The organism is Streptomyces sp. NPDC026417 (assembly GCF_055567695.1).
Genome location: NZ_JBVHPY010000001.1, coordinates 208,604 through 227,010, shown reverse-complemented (window position 1 = coordinate 227,010; position 18,407 = coordinate 208,604). Strand labels below are relative to the sequence as shown.

Annotated in this window: 13 protein-coding genes; 1 reads left to right on the top strand and 12 read right to left on the bottom strand. The window is 72.7% G+C overall.

The window, feature by feature from the left end; all coding sequences use genetic code 11:
* Nucleotides 1–180: 180 nt before the first annotated feature.
* The 5 genes from ACZ4NT_RS00925 to proB form a co-directional block, all read right to left on the bottom strand.
* Nucleotides 181–1,248 (bottom strand): SCO2583 family membrane protein, encoded by a 1,068-nt coding sequence (locus ACZ4NT_RS00925; RefSeq protein WP_121403094.1) that lies wholly within the window; start codon nucleotides 1,246–1,248, stop codon nucleotides 181–183.
* A gap of 54 nt (nucleotides 1,249–1,302) precedes the next feature.
* Nucleotides 1,303–1,878: an SCO2584 family spore wall biosynthesis protein gene (locus ACZ4NT_RS00920; protein ID WP_467722518.1), complete on the bottom strand. Its 576-nt coding sequence runs from the start codon at nucleotides 1,876–1,878 to the stop codon at nucleotides 1,303–1,305.
* An 86-nt stretch (nucleotides 1,879–1,964) separates the two neighbouring features.
* Entirely contained in the window at nucleotides 1,965–3,251 is a 1,287-nt protein-coding gene (locus ACZ4NT_RS00915) for a glutamate-5-semialdehyde dehydrogenase (RefSeq protein ID WP_121403092.1), read from the bottom strand.
* A 73-nt stretch (nucleotides 3,252–3,324) separates the two neighbouring features.
* On the bottom strand, nucleotides 3,325–3,783 hold the full coding sequence (locus tag ACZ4NT_RS00910) for a hypothetical protein (RefSeq protein WP_121403091.1): 459 nt from the start codon (nucleotides 3,781–3,783) through the stop codon (nucleotides 3,325–3,327).
* 177 nt (nucleotides 3,784–3,960) lie between these two features.
* Entirely contained in the window at nucleotides 3,961–5,088 is a 1,128-nt protein-coding gene (proB, locus tag ACZ4NT_RS00905; protein ID WP_183116849.1) for a glutamate 5-kinase, read from the bottom strand.
* Nucleotides 5,089–5,355: 267 nt separating this feature from the next.
* Between proB and ACZ4NT_RS00900 the strand changes: the two genes are divergently transcribed.
* Nucleotides 5,356–7,470: a hypothetical protein gene (locus tag ACZ4NT_RS00900; protein WP_467722515.1), complete on the top strand. Its 2,115-nt coding sequence runs from the start codon at nucleotides 5,356–5,358 to the stop codon at nucleotides 7,468–7,470.
* Between the two features lie 246 nt (nucleotides 7,471–7,716).
* Here ACZ4NT_RS00900 and obgE read toward each other — a convergent pair whose 3' ends face one another.
* The 7 genes from obgE to ACZ4NT_RS00865 all read right to left on the bottom strand — a co-directional run bounded on the left by obgE (nucleotide 7,717) and on the right by ACZ4NT_RS00865 (nucleotide 18,241).
* The gene (obgE, locus tag ACZ4NT_RS00895; protein WP_121403088.1) at nucleotides 7,717–9,153 is read right to left on the bottom strand and encodes a GTPase ObgE; all 1,437 of its coding nucleotides are present in this window, start codon (nucleotides 9,151–9,153) and stop codon (nucleotides 7,717–7,719) included.
* Between the two features lie 151 nt (nucleotides 9,154–9,304).
* The gene (rpmA, locus tag ACZ4NT_RS00890; protein WP_006374707.1) at nucleotides 9,305–9,559 is read right to left on the bottom strand and encodes a 50S ribosomal protein L27; all 255 of its coding nucleotides are present in this window, start codon (nucleotides 9,557–9,559) and stop codon (nucleotides 9,305–9,307) included.
* Nucleotides 9,560–9,573: 14 nt separating this feature from the next.
* The gene (rplU, locus tag ACZ4NT_RS00885; RefSeq protein WP_119102267.1) at nucleotides 9,574–9,894 is read right to left on the bottom strand and encodes a 50S ribosomal protein L21; all 321 of its coding nucleotides are present in this window, start codon (nucleotides 9,892–9,894) and stop codon (nucleotides 9,574–9,576) included.
* 198 nt (nucleotides 9,895–10,092) lie between these two features.
* Complete coding sequence (locus tag ACZ4NT_RS00880) at nucleotides 10,093–11,445, bottom strand: phospholipase D-like domain-containing protein (RefSeq protein ID WP_467722512.1); 1,353 nt, start codon at nucleotides 11,443–11,445, stop codon at nucleotides 10,093–10,095.
* A 283-nt stretch (nucleotides 11,446–11,728) separates the two neighbouring features.
* Entirely contained in the window at nucleotides 11,729–15,838 is a 4,110-nt protein-coding gene (locus ACZ4NT_RS00875) for an Rne/Rng family ribonuclease (RefSeq protein ID WP_467722511.1), read from the bottom strand.
* A 246-nt stretch (nucleotides 15,839–16,084) separates the two neighbouring features.
* A complete protein-coding gene (locus ACZ4NT_RS00870; RefSeq protein ID WP_467722509.1) occupies nucleotides 16,085–16,918 on the bottom strand; it encodes a TIGR03936 family radical SAM-associated protein in 834 nt (277 codons plus the stop codon).
* A gap of 48 nt (nucleotides 16,919–16,966) precedes the next feature.
* A complete protein-coding gene (locus ACZ4NT_RS00865) occupies nucleotides 16,967–18,241 on the bottom strand; it encodes a hypothetical protein (RefSeq protein ID WP_467722507.1) in 1,275 nt (424 codons plus the stop codon).
* Nucleotides 18,242–18,407: the final 166 nt, after the last annotated feature.

The window sequence follows — 18,407 nt, the reverse complement described above, 5'->3', positions numbered from 1 at the left end:
CCCCTCAGTGAGCCCCCCCCAAGGGAAGGACTGGCTCTGGGGGGGGTTCCCCTGGGGACGCCGGCACCGGGGGCGGAAACGGACCGGGGCCCGCGTCCCCGGGCCGGTGCCCGCCGATAGGAGCACGTGGGCCCGACACGGGCGGCCCTCGGCGGACGGCCTCCGTGGCCGTCGGGCGGGTCAGACCTTCGGCTGCGCGCTCGCGGCCAGCGACCCGCACAGCGCCGTGGCACCGCCCGTCGCGTACGGATTCGTGCCGGCGGGCCCGCCCGCCTTCGCCGTCTGGCCCGCGAGCAGCGGGCGCAGATGGCTGGTCGAGTCCTCGGCGCAGGCGAGCGGTCCGGCCTGGACGTAGGAGACGACCAGCTCGGCCTGGTGCATCCGCAGGTCGTCGCGGTCGAAGCGGAAGTGCAGCTCGCGCCGGACGGTGAACAGCGAAGCCTTCGCCTCGTCGTCCGAGCCCGTGGGCCGCAGCGCGTACACGAGGGTGTGGTCGGCGACGACCTCCAGGGTGTTCGAGTCGAACTCGGCGGCCTGGAGGGTGCCCTGCACACGGACCTCGCTGTCGGCGAGCTCCTCGCGGGACGGGTCGAAGCGCACCAGCCAGCCGGTGGGCGCGTGCCGTCCGTCCGCCGCCGGGTGGTCGAAGCTCTCGTCGAACTGGTCGAGCTGCTGCGGGTCCAGCAGGATCCGCACCGGCCGGGTGACACCGCCGGTCAGCACCTCCGGGTCCAGCGAGGACCGGACCAGGTAGTCCTTGGCGGTGGTCAGGGCCGCGACGACCTGGCTGTCCGAGAAGTGCGCGGTGCGCCGCGAGGCGGGCATGGTGAACCCGTCGGCACCGACGCGGAACTGGGCCGCCGGGCTGTGCGCGTACAGGTCCTTGACGCTCACGGACCCCGGCACCGCGCTCTGCGGCGCCAGCGGGATCACCGTCATCCGCAGCGGCTCGGGGGGCTGGGCGACGGGGCTCTGGTACGGATGGCGTACGCCCATGTAGATCGCCGTGCCGAAGGCGACCGCGATGAGCAGGACGAGGATCAGCGCCTGCCGGGACAGACCGCGGTGCAGCGGCGGCCGGCGGCGGACGGCCGGGGCGTGATCGTCCACCCGCTCCCGGGCGGAGAACTCCTGCAGGCGGGCAGCACGGACGAACGACTCGTCGAACACGACGGATCGGTACTCGTCCTCTCCACCACCGGGAGCCCCCTCGGGCGCCCCCTCAGGTGGGTCTCCAGGCCCGCCCATACCTTCAGGGTAGGTCTCGCGGAGCCCCGGTAAACGCACGGCTCTGCGACAACTTCAGGGCGTGCGGGGGACCGCCGGCACCGCCGGCCGGGAGTAGTCGGCCGAAACCGACGGGTTCACCCCCGTGACCTTGTCCTGCTCCTGTTCCAGGCCCGTGGAGGCGGGCGGCGGGACCGGGTCCTGGCGGCCGGACGAGGCGCCGCGGTAGACGGCGGTGAAGGCGAGCGCGACCATGCCGACACCCATCAGGAGCGCCAGCATCCAGGCGACGGGCCGGTGCCAGCGGCCCGGTCCCGCGTACGTCCCCGCCGGGCCGTAGGGGCCGTCCAGGGCGTCCGGGTCGTCCGGATCGGGGCCTTGGCCGAAATCGGTGGTGCCGTCGGGACCGTAGCCGTCCTCGTCCCCGCGGCCCCTGGCGTGCGCCCGGCGGGCCTCGTCGGAGGCCTCGGCGCGGGCCCTGGCGGCGGCGAGCAGCCGCTCCACCGCGCTCGGCTCGTGGACCACGGCCGCCCGGACGAAGTCCTCGTCGAAGACCACGGAGGCGAACTCTTCGTCCCAGCCTCCGCGGTCGCGGTCGTCGTCGGGCTCCCGGCCGTCCGGAAACGGCGTGCCCCCCACGTCCTCCGGCACGGATCCAGAGTAGACCTGGGGGGTCATTTTGGGCAGACGGTACGGAAATTCATCCGCCTGGCGAGACGCGTCCCGGTGGGGCGGCCTCAGCGCCGGACGTGCCCGTCCCCGGTCACGATGTACTTGGTGCTCGTCAGCTCCGGCAGCCCCATGGGGCCCCGGGCGTGGAGCTTCTGCGTGGAGATGCCGATCTCGGCGCCGAAGCCGAACTGGCCGCCGTCCGTGAAGCGCGTCGAGGCGTTGACGGCGACCGTCGTGGAATCGACCAGACGGGTGAACCGGCGGGCCGCCTGCTGCGAGGTGGTGACGATCGCCTCGGTGTGCCCGGAGGTCCACAGCCGGATGTGCTCCACGGCCCGGTCGAGCGAGTCCACGACGGCGGCGGCGATGTCGTAGGACAGGTACTCGGTCTCCCAGTCCTCGGCCGTGGCCTCGACGACCGTGGCCTTGGAGTCCTTCGCGTACGCCGCCACCCGCTCGTCGGCGTGCACGGTGACCCCGGCCTCCGCGAGCGCGTCCAGGGCGCGCGGCAGGAACGCGGGGGCGATGTCCTGGTGGACCAGCAGCGTCTCGGCGGCGTTGCAGACGCTGGGGCGCTGCGCCTTGGAGTTGATCAGGATGTCGATCGCCATGTCGAGGTCGGCGTGCGCGTCCACGTAGACGTGGCAGTTGCCGGTCCCGGTCTCGATGACCGGGACGGTCGACTCCTGCACGACCGTGCGGATCAGGGAGGCGCCGCCGCGCGGGATCAGGACGTCGACCAGTCCGCGGGCCCGCATCAGCTCGCGGACGGACTCCCGGCTCTCGCCGGGCACGAGCTGGACCGCGTCGGCGGGCAGCCCGGCGCCGCCCACGGCGTCGCGCAGCACCCGTACGAGCGCGTTGTTGGACTCGTAGGCCGACGAGGAGCCGCGCAGCAGCACGGCGTTGCCGGACTTCAGGCAGAGGGCCGCGGCGTCGACGGTGACGTTCGGGCGGGCCTCGTAGATGATGCCGACGACGCCGAGGGGGACGCGCACCTGGCGCAGGTCGATGCCGTTGGGGAGGGTCGAGCCGCGGACGACCTCGCCGACGGGGTCGGGCAGGGCCACCACGTCCCGGACGTCGGAGGCGATCGCGCGCACCCGCTCGGGCGTGAGCGTCAGCCGGTCGATGACCGTCTCGCTGGTGCCGGCCTCGCGAGCCCGGGCGATGTCCTTGGCGTTGGCCGCGACGATCTCGCTCGTACGGACCTCCAGAGCGTCCGCGATGGCGAGCAGCGCGTCGTCCTTCTCGGCCCGCGGCAGGGGGGCGAGATCGGCGGCGGCGGCCTTCGCACGGTAGGCGGCCTGGGTGACCGGGGACATCGAGTCGTACGGCGAGAGCGTGGTCATGACGGCAGCCTAATGCTCCGAATGGGGCCGTTCAGCTCGTGTCCCAAACCCCGAGACACCCGGCGAAGGCGGCTCAAAAGGGATGGACGCCCACCGGAGTGGCCGGGAGCGGCCCGTACCCCTCGGCGATGCGGTGGTGGTACGTCTCCCGGTCGATGACCTCGAGGCCGACGATCTCCCAGGGCGGGAGCTTGGCGGTCTGCCGGTGCTCGCCCCACAGGCGCAGCGCGACCGCCGCCGCGTCGTGCAGGTCGCGGGCCTCCTCCCAGTACCGGATCTCCGCGTGGTCGTTCGCGTACCGGCTGGTCAGCAGGAAGGGGTGGTCGTGGGCGAGCTGTTCGAGGGCCCGCCGGACCTCCTTCAGCGGCGCCTCGCCGCCCGAGACGCTGAGCGTGACGTGCCAGAGCCGGGGCACGTCCCGGGGTTCCTCACCCTCGTACAGGTCACCGGCGGCGACGCTCGTGAGGGCCCGTTCCTCGCCTATCGTCCGGGAGGTGCCACCACCGCGGGACGCCGCCGCCCCAGGGCGCACTCGTCTCACGACGGCCTCCTTCACGCGATGGTCGAGCGGAATCTCCCTGCAACAAAGTTGAACAGCTACGGCGCGATCGCGTGGCGGTTTTACGGAACGTCCCTCGCCGGAGGGCGGGAGAATCGGCCGTTCAGGGCCACCGTGGCCGGTTGTCCCACGGAGTGTCCGGGACGCGTTCTACGGGTGCAGGAGCACCAGGTCGTCCCTGTGTACGACCTCCCGCTCGTAGGCGGCACCCAGCTCGCGCGCCAGTTCCCGGGTCGAGCGCCCGATCAGCTGCGGGATCTCCTTGGCGTCGAAGTTCACCAGGCCGCGCGCGACGGCGCGCCCCTCGCCGTCGCGCAGCTCGACCGGGTCGCCCGCGGTGAACTCGCCCTCGACCGCCGCGATGCCCGCGGGCAGCAGGGAGGTGCGCCGCTCGACGACCGCGCGGACCGCGCCGTCGTCCAGGGTGAGCGCGCCCTGCGGGGTGGAGGCGTGCTGCAGCCACAGCAGCCGGTCCGCGGAGCGCCGCCCGGTGGGGTGGAAGTAGGTGCCCGTGTCCCGGCCCGCGAGGGCGTCGGCCGCGTGCACGGCGGACGTGAGGACCACCGGGATGCCCGCGGCCGCCGCGATGCGCGCCGCCTCGACCTTGGTGACCATGCCGCCGGTGCCGACACCGGCCCTGCCCGCGCTGCCGATCTCGACGTGCGCGAGGTCCTGCGGGCCGTGCACCTCCGCTATCCGCGAGGTGCCGGGCCTGCTGGGGTCGCCGTCGTACACGCCGTCCACGTCGGAGAGCAGGACCAGCAGGTCCGCCCGTACGAGGTGGGCGACGAGCGCGGCGAGCCGGTCGTTGTCGCCGAATCTGATCTCGTCCGTGGCGACCGTGTCGTTCTCGTTGACGACCGGCAGGGCGCCCATCGCCAGGAGCTTGTCGAGGGTGCGGGAGGCGTTGCGGTGGTGGGCGCGGCGACTGGTGTCGTCGGAGGTGAGCAGCACCTGTCCGACGCGGATGCCGTGCCGGGCGCAGGAAGCGGTGTAGCGGGCCACCAGCAGGCCCTGGCCGACGCTGGCAGCGGCCTGCTGCCGGGCCAGGTCCTTGGGGCGGCGGCGCAGCCCCAGCGGGGCGAGTCCGGCGGCGATGGCGCCGGAGGAGACGAGGACGATCTCCCGCTCCCCGCCGCTGCGGCTCTTGGCGAGGGCGTCGACGAGGGCGTCGACCCGGTCCGCGTCGAGGCCGCCCGCGGCCGTGGTCAGGGACGAGGAGCCCACCTTGACGACGATCCTGTGGGCGTCCGCCACACCTTGCCTTGCCGCTGACACGTACTTCCCCAATGTCTGTGAGGTCCGACCAGCCCGGTACGTGCAATCTACGTGAGCCCGGGCGGCCGGCGCCGCCGCGTTTCGAGGGGCGGACGGGCGCGCTGGTCACGGGGGTCGGGGCAGGATGCCCGTTTTCCGGTGATAGTTCTCACCGAAGATTGCTAGCCGGGCGCCAGAGGTCATACGGTCAGTGGTCGGCCAGGTCATGCCTGCCGTCGTCACCCCCGCTTCGCCCATCCGCCGCATCCCTTCGCAGGAGCCCAGCCCGTGCCTTCCGCACGCCTCGCCCCCCGCCGCATCGTGCAGCTCTCCGCACTGCTCGCGATGTTCGCGCTCTTCACGGCGCAGATCGTCTCCGCTCTGCTGCCGTCCGTCCCGGTGTTCGTCGCCGCGAGCGCGGCGGGTCTCGCCCTCGACGTCTATCTGCAGTACCGCGACCCCGGTCTGCTCGCGCTGCTCGGCAAGGTCCGCTTCGACGTCACGGTCCGCCAGTTGCTGCGCGACATGCTGATCCTCGTGGGGCTGCTGCGGATCGACGGCATCGACCCGGAGCGCGAGCAGGCACCCCTGCTCGTCGCCCTGTGCCTCTTCTACGGGCTGCACTTCGCGTGCCAGGCGGTCGCCGTGCTGGTCCGCCGCACCCGTACGCTGCCGATCGTCACCCGCAACATCGACGCCTCCGCGCTGCGCCTGAGCGCCGCTCCGCCGCGCATCCTGGCCCGTCGGCAGGGCCACCGCCTGCTGACCTTCTCGGTGCCGGCCACGGTCGGCCTGGTGGTCACCGCCGCGACCGAGGACGCCCTGTGGGGCGGCATCGGTGTCGGCGTCTCCCTGCTGCTGATGGCCGGAGGCACCGTCCACCTCGGCACCTGGCTGCTCCCGAAGAAGCGCGCCAGGAGCGAGCAGAAGGTCATGGAGTGGCTGGACGAGTGGCTGGCCCAGTACCGGCCGACGGTCGCCATGTACTTCTCCGGCGGGACGACGTCCGCGTACCAGGCGAACATGTGGCTCTCCACGCTCTCCCAGATCGACGCCAAGCCGCTGATCGTGCTGCGCGAGCGCTTCATGGTCCAGAAGATCGACGCGACCGACGTCCCGATCATCTGCTTCCCGAAGGTGTCGACGATGTTCTCCCTGGAGAACTCGACACTGAAGATGATGCTGCACCCGGCCAACGCCGCGAAGACCTCGCAGGTGCTGCGCATCCCGACGATCAAGCACGCGTTCACCAACCACGGCGAGAGCGACAAGCTGTCCTCCTGCAACCCGTACGCGAAGGCGTACGACGAGGTGTGGGTGGCCGGGCCCGCGGCCCGCGAGCGCTACCTGATGGCCGAGGTCGGCGTCGAGAACAAGGACATCGTCGAGGTCGGCCGTCCGCAGCTGGCGCCGATCCGCCCCTACTCGGGCGCCCCGACGGGCACGTACACGACCGTGCTGTACGCCCCCACCTGGGAGGGCTGGGACGGCAACCCGGGCAACACCTCGGTGGTGCTGGCCGGCGAGAACATCGTCCGGCGGCTGCTGGCCGACGACGGCGTGCGCCTGCTCTACAAGCCGCACCCGATGACCGGCTCCGTCGACCCGCGTGCGGGCGCTGCCAACGAGCGCATCAAGGCGATGATCCGCGAGGCCAACACCAAGCGGTCGGGCGCCCGCCCGGGTGCGGAGGCCGCCGCCGAGCTGACCCGCCGCACCGCCGAGCTGGACAGGCTGACCTCCACCGCGTTCCGCGCCAGCGCCGACGAGATGGAGCGGATGCTGCTCCAGGGCGCGCCGCACGGCGACCGCGAGGCGGAGATCGCCCGGGCGACCACGGCGTGGGAGTCCGCCTACTGGGCGTCCTTCCCGGAGTGGGAGCACCAGATCATCACGGACGCGCGTCCGGCGATCTTCACCTGCTTCAACCAGGCGGACCTGCTGATCAGCGACGTCTCCTCGGTGGTCTCCGACTGGCTGTCCAGTGAGAAGCCCTACGCCGTCGCCAACACCTCGGGCATGACCGAGGCGGCGTTCCGCGCGGGCTTCCCGACGGTCTCCGCGGGCGTCGTCCTCACGCCCGCCGCGGACGGTGTCCCGGCCCTTCTGGAGTCGGTCCGCTCCCCGGAGAAGGACCTCTTCACCGCGGCGCGCGCCGAGCTCAAGGAGCACCTGCTGGGCCCCTCGGACCCGCCGTCCCTGGCCCGCTTCAACGCGGCGATCGACGCCCTGTGCGGCAAGGCCGACGAGCGCCGCGTGCGCATGGAGTCCCGTCTCGCCGCGGAGATCCCCGCCCAGCGCGGCGCCGCCGAGGAGACGGCCCACGAGTCCGACCAGGGCCTGGAGGCCGTGGAGACCGTGGAGACCGAGGACAACGGCGCGGAGGACTCCGTCACCGCGTAGGTCCCGCGCATACGACGAAGGGCCCCGGAAGCAGCGCTTCCGGGGCCCTTCGCGTGTCCGGCATCCCGGGTCACCCGGGGCAGACCGTCGCCGGCAGCTCGGGCAGACCGCGCCGCTCGTCCCTGTGATCGGCCGAGTCGAGACGGCTCCGGCCCGGCGCCGAGGCGGCCGGGGACGGCAGAACGCCCCGATCCGTCGCGGATCGGGGCGTCCCGTGGACCTCGTAGGAGCGGGGCCGGCGAGCGGCTAGAACGGCTCGAAGTCGTCGTACTCCTGCTCCGACTCGTCCCGTTCCGCCTGCTTGTCGCGGCGGCGCTGGGCAGCCGGCCGGGGGGCGTCGAAGCGGTGGTCCTCACCGCGTCGGCCGAGCATCTCGGCGCCGGCCATGACCGTGGGCTCCCAGTCGAAGACGACCGCGTTCTCCTCGGGGCCGATGGCGACGCCGTCGCCCGAGCGGGCGCCCGTCTTCATCAGCTGGTCCTCGACGCCGAGGCGGGCGAGCCGGTCGGCGAGGTAGCCGACGGCCTCGTCGTTGCTGAAGTCGGTCTGCCGCACCCAGCGCTCGGGCTTCTCACCGCGGACGCGGAAGAGACCGTCCTCCTCCTGCACCACCGTGAAGCCGGCGTCGTCGACCGCCTTCGGGCGGATGACGATCCGGGTCGCCTCCTCCTTCGGCTTGGCCGCGCGGGCCTTGCCGATCACGTCGGCGAGGGCGAAGGACAGCTCCTTGAGGCCCGTGTGGGCCACCGCCGACACCTCGAAGACGCGGTAGCCGCGGTCCTCCAGCTCGGGCCGGACCATCTCGGCCAGGTCCTTGCCGTCGGGCACGTCGATCTTGTTCAGGACGACCATGCGCGGACGCCGGTCGAGGCCGCCGTACTGCTTCAGCTCCTCCTCGATGATGTCGAGGTCGGAGACCGGGTCGCGGTCCGATTCGAGGGTCGCCGTGTCCAGCACGTGGACGAGGACGGAGCAGCGCTCGACGTGGCGCAGGAACTCGAGGCCGAGGCCCTTGCCCTGGCTGGCGCCGGGGATGAGGCCGGGAACGTCGGCGATGGTGTAGACGGTCTCGCCGGCCGTCACCACGCCGAGGTTCGGGACGAGGGTGGTGAAGGGGTAGTCCGCGATCTTCGGCTTGGCGGCGGACAGCACGGAGATCAGCGAGGACTTGCCCGCGCTCGGGTACCCGACCAGGGCCACGTCCGCGACCGTCTTCAGCTCCAGGACGATGTCCTGGAAGTCGCCGGGGACGCCGAGCAGCGCGAAGCCGGGGGCCTTGCGGCGGGCCGAGGCCAGCGCCGCGTTGCCGAGACCGCCGCGGCCGCCCTGGGCGGCGACGAAGGCGGTGCCCTGGCCGACCAGGTCGGCGAGGACGTTGCCCGCCTTGTCCAGGACGACCGTGCCGTCCGGGACCGGCAGGACCAGGTCCTGGCCGTCCTTGCCGGACCGGTTGCCGCCCTCGCCGGGCTTGCCGTTGGTCGCGCTGCGGTGCGGCTTGTGGTGGTAGTCGAGCAGCGTGGTGACGGACTGGTCGACGACCAGGATCACGTCACCGCCACGGCCTCCGTTGCCGCCGTCCGGGCCGCCGAGCGGCTTGAACTTCTCCCGGTGTACGGAGGCACAGCCGTGGCCTCCGCTACCCGCGGCGACATGCAGCTCGACGCGGTCCACGAAGGTGGTCATGGTGGGGTGCCTCCAGCACTTCGGTTACTTCTCTACGTACGGAATGTCTCTTGGGTAACACGCGAAAGGCGGACCCGCCTTCCCGACCGGGAAGTGAGGTCCGCCTCGCGAAAAACCTGTTCCGCGGAGCCTGAGCCCTAGAGGGACTGGATCAGGCGACCGGAACGATGTTCACGACCTTGCGGCCACGGTGGGTACCGAACTCCACCGCACCGGCGGCCAGCGCGAACAGCGTGTCGTCCTTGCCACGGCCGACGCTGGCGCCGGGGTGGAAGTGGGTGCCACGCTGGCGGACCAGGATCTCACCGGCGTTGACGACCTGACCGCCGAAGCGCTTCACGCCGAGCCGCTGAGCATTGGAGTCGCGACCGTTCCGGGTGGACGATGCGCCCTTCTTGTGTGCCATCTCTCCTCAGTCCCTTACTTCGCAGCCGCGGGGATCTCAGTGACCTTGATCGCCGTGTACTGCTGGCGGTGGCCCTGACGACGGCGGTAGCCGGTCTTGTTCTTGTAGCGAAGGATGTCGATCTTCGCGCCCTTGTGGTGGTCCACGATCTCGGCCTGGACCTTGATGCCGGCGAGGACCCAGGGGTCGCTCGTCACGGCGTCGCCGTCGACAACGAGCAGGGTCGAGAGCTCGACCGTGTCGCCAACCTTGGCAGTGGAAATCTTGTCAACCTCAACGATGTCGCCGACAGCAACCTTGTGCTGGCGACCACCGCTGCGCACGATGGCGTACACGCGGATCTCTCTCTCACTCGGATCGGGACCCCGCAGTCCAGCCACAGGCTTGCGCGAGCGGCCTCTCCCGGAGCGCGGGCCGCCGGGAGGAAGAGGTTTACGGGGATGCGGCATGTCAGGGGACACGCCGACGGTCAAGGTTACGGGGCCGCAGCCGAAAGGGTCAAACCAGGCCGGGCCCCGCCACTGTGCCGCACCTCACGTGGTCGGCTTCTCGCCGTCGTCCGGGAGCGGCTTCACGCCTCTGCACAGGTCCGTGGTGTCCGACGCGCCGGGATAGGCCACCGACCGTACGCGGTCGAAGTGGGTCCGGTACATGTCGTGCACGGCGTCGTCGTCGACCTTCACGATCGACTCGTCGTTCTCGCGCAGCGCGGGTCCGGTGTAGTTCCCGGAGCCGGTGAAGCTGACCTTGTTCCGCACCCCGTCGTACATGCCGTCGACGAGGATGTACTTGGAGTGGATGATGAACGGCGTCGTCAGCTTCTGGCCGGGGTTCAGCGGGTCCCGGTCGTCGTTGTAGCAGCGCACCGAGGGGCCGCCGGTGGTGTGCAGCTTCTCCCAGGTGCCCTTGGTGCCGCCGGAGCTCTTGGCGCTGTCCGTCTCGGCGTACACGACGCTGACCGAACAGCCCGCCTTCTGCAGCGAGACCAGCTTCTCGGCGATGGCCATCCGGGTCAGCTTGAAGATCGCGACCCGGACCTTGGTCTTCTGCGTGACACCGGCGGCGTCCTTGTACGAGCACTGGACGTTGTTGAGCACCGAGTACACGGTGTCGGTGTCCCGGGTGTTGCCCTCGCGCGGGAAGAAGTACGCCTTGTACAGCCCGTTGCTGACCGTGCGGTAGTTCCAGGACGCCCAGTCCCGGGTGACCATCGTGTCGAAGTAGTCCGAGTACGCGTCGTACATCGTCGGGTTGTTCGGCAGCAGCAGCGCGTCGTTGAAGAAACGGGTGTGCGCGGAGGGCGTCGAGTTCGACGTCGTCTCCACGACCACGTTCGTGGCGCCCTGGACCGCGGAGAACAGCCAGAACTTGTTGTGCATGATCGACTGCCCGAACTTCGGGTCGCCGAGGCAGGACTTGTTCGCCGGGCACGTGCTGACGTACGAGCCCTTCGTCCGGTCGGTGCCGAGCCCGGCCACCAGCGTGCTGTACGAGGTGTTGGTCGGGCGGTCGCTGACGCTGGACTCGTCGAGCAGGACCTGGACGTTGACCCCGCGGTCCTTCGCGGCCACCAGGGCGTTGACGACCGACGCCTCCCACACGTGGTAGACCGCGACCTTGATGACCGAGCCGGGCAGCGCGGCGTTGGTCAGTTCGATCAGCCGGGTGCGGATCGCGTACTGCTGATCCGTGGTGCCCAGCGGGTCGTTGAAGATCGGGCCCTCGGTCCACGTCGGGTTGCCCACCGCCTGCGCGGTGCCGGCGGACGTCGCCGCCTGGACTCCCGCGGCCGACAGCACCGTGGCCAGTGCGACGGCCTGGCGTCCTCCCTTGACCGGTTTCACAGCGCGGTGCCGCCCCGTACCCGTCAGGCGCACGCGCGCCATGAAATCCCCTCCCCTGACACGAGCAAACCGTCTCCCCAACGCCTGCCCGCGAGTTCATCCGTGTGACTGCATGAGTTTTACATGTAGCTGTTCGTGTTCCAAGTGGCGGGGGGTGATTCAGGGCGTCGGGAACACTGAAAACCCGTCAGGGCCGACAAAATATCACCCTGTTGACGCCACCTCAGCTGCTCCCGCCTCACGGGACACACGTACGCCCTCTGCCGGACGGTGAGTTCACCGTCCGGCAGAGGGCGTACGGCCGGGGCCGCGAGCCCCGGCCGGCTCAGCCCTCGTCGGTGGAGGCCGTGACGGAGGACACCGCCTGCTCCGCCGCCGCGGTCTTCTTCGACGTCGACTTGGCGGCCGACTTGGTGGTCTTGGCCGCCGCCTTCTTGGCCGTCGTCTTCTTCGCCGCCACCTTCTTGGCCGCGGTCTTCTTGGTGGCGGCCTTCTTCGCGGTCGCCTTCTTGGCCGTCTTGCGGGCCGTCTTCTTGGCCGGTGCCGACTCCGCCGGCTCCTCGGCCGGCACGTCGGCCGCCGCCTCGGTCGCGGGAGCCTCCGGTGCGGCCGACGGGACGACCACGACGGCCGCCTCCTCGGACGCGGTGGGCGCGGTCGCCTTGCGGACGGCCCGGCGCCGCGGACGGGCCGGGGCGGCGCTCTCGGCGGGCACCTCGGCCTGCTCGGCAGCCGGGGCCACCGGCTCGGACACCGGCTCCGGCTCGGCGGCGGGCTGCGGCGCCGCCGCGACGGTCACCGCTCCGGCCTCGTCGGCCGCCTTGGGCGAACCGGCCGGGGCCGACACCTTGCGGGTCGCCCGGCGACGCGTGCGGCCCTGCGGGGCGGCCTCCTCCGGTGCGGCGACCTCCTGGGCGGGAGCGAGCTCCACGGGGGTCTCCGCCGGCGCCTCGGGCGCCTCGACGACCGGGTCCTCCATGGCGACCGGCTCCGACTCGGCGGCGTCCCGGGACTTGGGAGCCTTCTCGTCGGCGTGCGAGCGGGGAGCCCTCTCCTCGCCTCGCGGCGCGCCCGCCGGAGCCGATGCGCGCCGGGTGGCCCGGCGCCGCGAACGGCCCCGGGACGCGGCTGCCTCCGCCTCGGCGGCGCTGCTGTACAGCTCCTCGTCCGGCTGGAACTCGGGGGCGGGCAGCGCGGCGGGCGCGGCGGCCTCAGCGGCCACCTCGGCCTCGGTCTCCGCCTCCGCCTCCAGGGCCTCGGTGGTCTCCGCGGCCGCGGCCTCGTGCTCGTGCGTGTGCTCGGCGCCGCCCCGGCCGCGCTTCTTGCGCTTGCCGCCACCACCGACGGACGTGGGCTGCTCCATGTGCACGATGACACCGCGGCCGTTGCAGTGGACGCAGGTCTCCGAGAAGGACTCCAGCAGGCCCTGTCCGACCCGCTTGCGGGTCATCTGGACCAGGCCCAGCGAGGTGACCTCGGCCACCTGGTGCTTCGTACGGTCCCGGCCCAGGCACTCCAGCAAGCGCCGCAGCACCAGGTCCCGGTTGGACTCCAGCACCATGTCGATGAAGTCGATGACGACGATGCCGCCCAGGTCGCGCAGCCGCAGCTGGCGCACGATCTCCTCGGCCGCCTCCAGGTTGTTCCTGGTGACGGTCTCCTCCAGGTTGCCGCCCTGGCCGGTGAACTTGCCGGTGTTGACGTCGACCACGATCATGGCCTCGGTTTTGTCGATCACCAGCGAACCGCCGCTGGGCAGCCAGACCTTGCGGTCCAGCGCCTTCATCAGCTGCTCGTCGATGCGGTACGTCGCGAAGACGTCGACCTCGGAGGTCCACTTGGACAGCCGGTCGGTCAGGTCGGGCGCCACGTGCGCGACGTAGCCGTGGATGGTGTCCCACGCCTCGTCGCCGCTGACGATGACCTTGGTGAAGTCCTCGTTGAAGATGTCGCGCACGACGCGGACGGTCATGTCCGGCTCGCCGTACAGCAGGGTCGGGGCGTTGCCGCTCTTCGCCTTCTTCTGGATGTCCTCCCACTGCGCCTGCAGCCGCTCGACGTCGCGGCGCAGCTCGTCCTCGCTCGCGCCCTCGGCGGCGGTGCGCACGATGACGCCCGCGTCCTCGGGGACGATCTTCTTGAGGATCGTCTTCAGGCGCGCCCGCTCGGTGTCGGGCAGCTTGCGGCTGATGCCGGTCATCGAGCCCTCGGGCACGTAGACCAGGTAGCGGCCGGGCAGGGAGACCTGGCTGGTGAGGCGGGCGCCCTTGTGGCCGATCGGGTCCTTGGTGACCTGGACCAGGACCGACTGGCCGGACTTCAGCGCGGACTCGATACGGCGCGGGCCGTTCGCCATGCCCAGCGCCTCGAAGTTGACCTCACCGGCGTACAGGACGGCGTTGCGGCCCTTGCCGATGTCGATGAAGGCGGCCTCCATCGACGGCAGCACGTTCTGGACCTTGCCCAGGTAGACGTTGCCGACGTACGAGGTGGACTGCTCCTTGTTGACGTAGTGCTCGACGAGCACGTTGTCCTCGAGGACGCCGATCTGGGTGCGCTCGCCGCTCTGGCGGACGACCATCACCCGCTCGACGGCCTCACGACGGGCGAGGAACTCGGCCTCGGTGATGATCGGGACGCGCCTGCGGCCCTGCTCGCGGCCTTCGCGGCGGCGCTGCTTCTTGGCCTCAAGACGGGTCGAGCCCTTGATGGACTGCACCTCGTCCGACGGGTGCTCGTCCTTCTTCGGGCGCGGCTCGCGGACCTTGACGACCGTGCGCTCGGGGTCGCTGTCACCGGACTCGGCCTCGGTGCCCGAGTCTCCGGCGCGACGGCGGCGGCGACGACGGCGACGGCTGCTGCTGGAGCCGGAGCCGCCCGTCTCCTCGCGCTCGTCGGAGTCCTCGGCGTCCTCCTCGGTCTGCTCGGCGGTGTCCTCGGCGTCCTGCGCGGCCTGCTCGTCGGCGTACTCGTCGTCACCGGAGTCGGTGTCGCCGGCGTCACCGCGGCGGCGGCGACGGCCACCACGACGGCGGCGACGGCGGGAGCCGGTCTCCTCGGTGTCGTCACCCTCGGCGGCGTCCTCGGCGGACTCCTCCTCGTCGACGGACTCCTCGGGCTCGGGCTTCGCCTCGGGGGCGGCCTGCTCCACGGCGGCGGGCTCCGGGTCGGCGCCACGGCGGCGACGGCGGCGACGCGGGCCGGTCTGCTCCTCGACGGCCTCGACCGTCTCGGCGGGCTCCTCCACCGGCTCGTGGGCCGGCTCCTCCGCCGCCTCGGCGGCGGCTGCGGCGGCGGCGCGCTCCGGGGTCTGGAACATCGGCTCGGCGAAGACGGGCGCCTGGAACACGGCCACGGCGGGACGGGCGGGGCGTCGCGCGGACTCGCCCTCGTCGCTCCTCGGCGCGGGGGCCGAGAAACCGGCGGCGGCCTTGCGGGTGGCGCGGCGGCGGCCACGGCGCGGCGCGGCCTCCTCCTCGGCCTGCGCGGCCTCGTCGGCCGGCTCCTCCGGCACGGCGGCGGGCGCGGGTGCGGCTTCCTCGGGCTTGCTCTCGGCGGCCACGGGCGCCTCCACACGCTCGTCGGCGGCGGCACCCTCGGGTGCACCGGCGGGCGTGGAGACGCGCCGGGTGGCGCGGCGCCTGGAACGCCGCGGGGCGGCGTCCTCGGCCGGCTCCGCCGGTTCGGAGGACTCCACCGGCTCCGCGGCGGGGGCGGACTCGGCGGCCGACTCCTCGTCGGTGGCCTCGGCCGTCACGACCGTGCGGGCGGGGGCGGACGCACGACGCCGGGTACGGCGGGCGGGGGCGGCCTCCTCGACGGGGGCGGGGGCCTCGTCGGCCGGTGCCTCGGCGGGGGCCGCGGTCTCGGCGGCCTCGGTCTCGGCCGGGGCGCCGGCGGGCGCGGAGGCACGGCGGGTGGCACGGCGGCGGGAACGGCGCGGAGCGGCTTCGTCGGCCTCGTCGGCCGGTGCGGCCTCCTCGGCCTCGGCCGCGAGGGCCGGGGTGTCGGACGCGGCGACGGTGGGCACCACGGTCTCCGCCTCGACGTCGTCGGTCGGGGCGGCGACGGGTGCGGTCGCGCGCCGGGTGGCACGACGCCGGGCGCGGCGCGGGGCGGCGTCCTCGGCGGCAGCGGGTGCCTCGGCGTCGGTGGTGGCGGTGGCCTCGGCCGCCGCCTCCTCGGTCTCTTCCGCCTCTGCGGTGGCGTCCGTCGGGGCCTGGTCGGCCGCGGTCTCGTCGCTGACGAGCTCGGCGGACGCTACCGGCGGTATGGCCGGCGCGGTGGTCTCGGCCGCGGCCTCGGAGGCGGCGGACGGCGGGCCCGCGGGACGCGAGGCGGCGCGGCGACGGCGTCGCGGCAGCAGCGTGTCGCTGGGGCTGTTGTTGTCCTCGGAGCCCTTGGAGGACTCGGCGGGTTCGGTCGGCTCGAGCATGCGGGTGGATCTCCCGTCAGGCTCCCGGGCGCCGCGCCTGGTCCGGATGGATCCGGTGACGTCCGCGGCTCGCGCGATGCGCGGTGCCGCCGTCCGGGGCGCGGGCGCCGCACGGGAGCTCTCTGTGTCCTGTCTCGCCGGTTCCGTACGCCATGTGTGCGTACGGCCTGGCGAAAGTCTTGTGGTCGGTGCGCTGCCCGACCCAGGTGGCTCCCGAGTACCAGGGCGGCGCTACGACATCCGTCCTTACGCGGAACCTTCCGGCACCGGCGCCTTCGCGGCGGCAGTGCCGGCGACCCCTGGGCGATCGGCCGGGGGGGCCATGGCTGCCTCGCGGTCGGGCGCGAGCGGGTCGGTCACCGTGCCGGTCTCTTCATCGAACAGCCCCTGCGCCAGCCTGGTCACCGCTGCGGCGACCGGCGGCGCCAGGTCGGCCACGGCGCGGAGACCGGACAGGACGTCGTCGGGTCGAACGGCAGGCGTCACGTGCCGAACAACCAGCCGCAGTATCGCACAGGGCTGGTCCGTCGGCCTATCAGCCTGTGGACCGTGCGCCTCGTCAGCTGCGGCGGGCGTCTCGAACGGGGGGCTGAGTGCCTCCAGTCCGGCGACGGCGCCGCGGGCGTCGAAGGTGCGCATCCCGTTCTTGGCCCTGCGCTGCACCTCGACGGTCTCCGCCGCGTTGAAGGCGTCGACCGCGCGCTGTGCGTCCTCGGGCGTCACGCCGTCGAGGCGCAGCTCCCACACGGACGCGGTGAGCCGGTCGGCGAGACCCGAGGTGCGGGCCTCGACCGCCTCGGTGATGTCGAGCCCGGTGGGCAGCGACTCGTCGAGGAGCTCGCGCAGCTTGTCCGGGTCTCGCGTCTCGGTGAGCGCGATCTCCAGATACTCCGCCTCACTGCCCGTGCCGGTGGGTGCGGCATTGGCGTACGACACCTTCGGGTGCGGCGTGAACCCCGCCGAGTACGCCATCGGCACCTCGGCACGGCGCAGCGCACGCTCGAAGGCGCGCTGGAAGTCACGGTGGCTGGTGAACCGGAGGCGGCCGCGCTTGGTGTAGCGCAGTCGGATGCGCTGCACCGCGGGTGCGGGCGGCGGGCCTTCGGGCTGTCGCTTGCCCAGTGTCGTTCAGTCCTTCGTGAGAGCGGTCGTACTGCTACCTAGAGTACGTGTCTCGACGGCCAGGGGTTCCCGCCGGGCCGCCGTACGCGGCTCGACGGGCGCGCCGAAGAGCATCCGGCGGATGTCGGCCCGCGTCTGCCGGGCCGACTCGCGGGCGGCGGCGAGGGCCTGCCGGGTGGCGCGGCCCACGCTGCGGGCGGCTTCCGCCGCGGGGCGCCAGACCGCGTCGCGGACCATGTGTCCGACCGGCGTGAGCACGTTCCGGTACGCCCAGCGCACCGGCTCGACGAACACCCACCGCAGGAGCCGGGCGAGGAAGCGTCCGACGGTCAGTGAGACGCGTCCGGCGACGCGCCAGGCGTGGCCGAGCGCGTCGGCGATCTCCCGGCCGACGACCACGAGGGCACGTCCGACCGGTGCGAGGACCCAGCGCCACAGCGCGAGTGCCGGCAGGACGAGCAGAATCCTGAGCGTCCAGTAGAGACCGGTGCCGATGCCGGTGAAGATCATCCGTACGAGCCACACCGCACCGCCCGCCACCCGGGCGATCCCCCTCCCCACGGGCGTGAGGATCCACGCGTACAGCCACTGCGCCGGCACGACGACGAGGCGGTGCCCCAGCCAGGTGAGGGCGGTCCACACCCCGAGGGCGACGGCGGCGAGGACGCGCCCGGTCCCCCTGACCAGCCAGGCGACCGCGTGCCCGACGGGCGCCAGCAGGCGCGCGTACACCCAGACGGCCCCGGCCCACACGGCCCCGAAGAACCGGACCAGACCCGCCCCGACCCCCCGCACGGCCCACGCGACCGCGTGCCCCACCGGCGCCAGCACGCGCGCGTACACCCAGACGACCCCGGCCCACACGGCCCCGAAGAACCGGACCAGACCCGCCCCGACCCCCCGCACGGCCCACGCGACCGCGTGGCCGACCGGCGTCAGGACGGTCCGGTACAGCCACACCACGGGGACGACCAGCAGCCGGTACGCGAGCCACCCCAGAGCCCTGGCCACCGGCACGACGGCGTACCGCCACAGCATCACCCAGGGCGCGACGAGGACCGCCCACGCCAGCCATGCCAGCGCCCTTCCCACCGGCCTCAGCACGGTGTCGCGCAGGAACCGGCCGCCGACGACCAGCGCGTCCCACACCATCCGTACCGGCACGACGAGGACGAGCACCACGATCCGCACCGGGATGCGGATCGCGACGGCCAGGCATCCCCCGGCCTGCGGCACGTCGTGCTCGGCGGGCCGCCCCGCCGCCGACTTCTCCAGATCCATACCGGGATAGACGCCCCGGCGGGCCGTTTGGATGCGGTCCGCCCGCCGCGCCGTCGCAGGGAAGCCGCGGCACGACGAAGCGGGGGGGCGGGGGGGGGGGGGGGGGGGAGGGGGGGGAGGGGGAGGGGGGGGGGGGGGGCGGGATGCGTTTCTGAAGGGGGTGTGA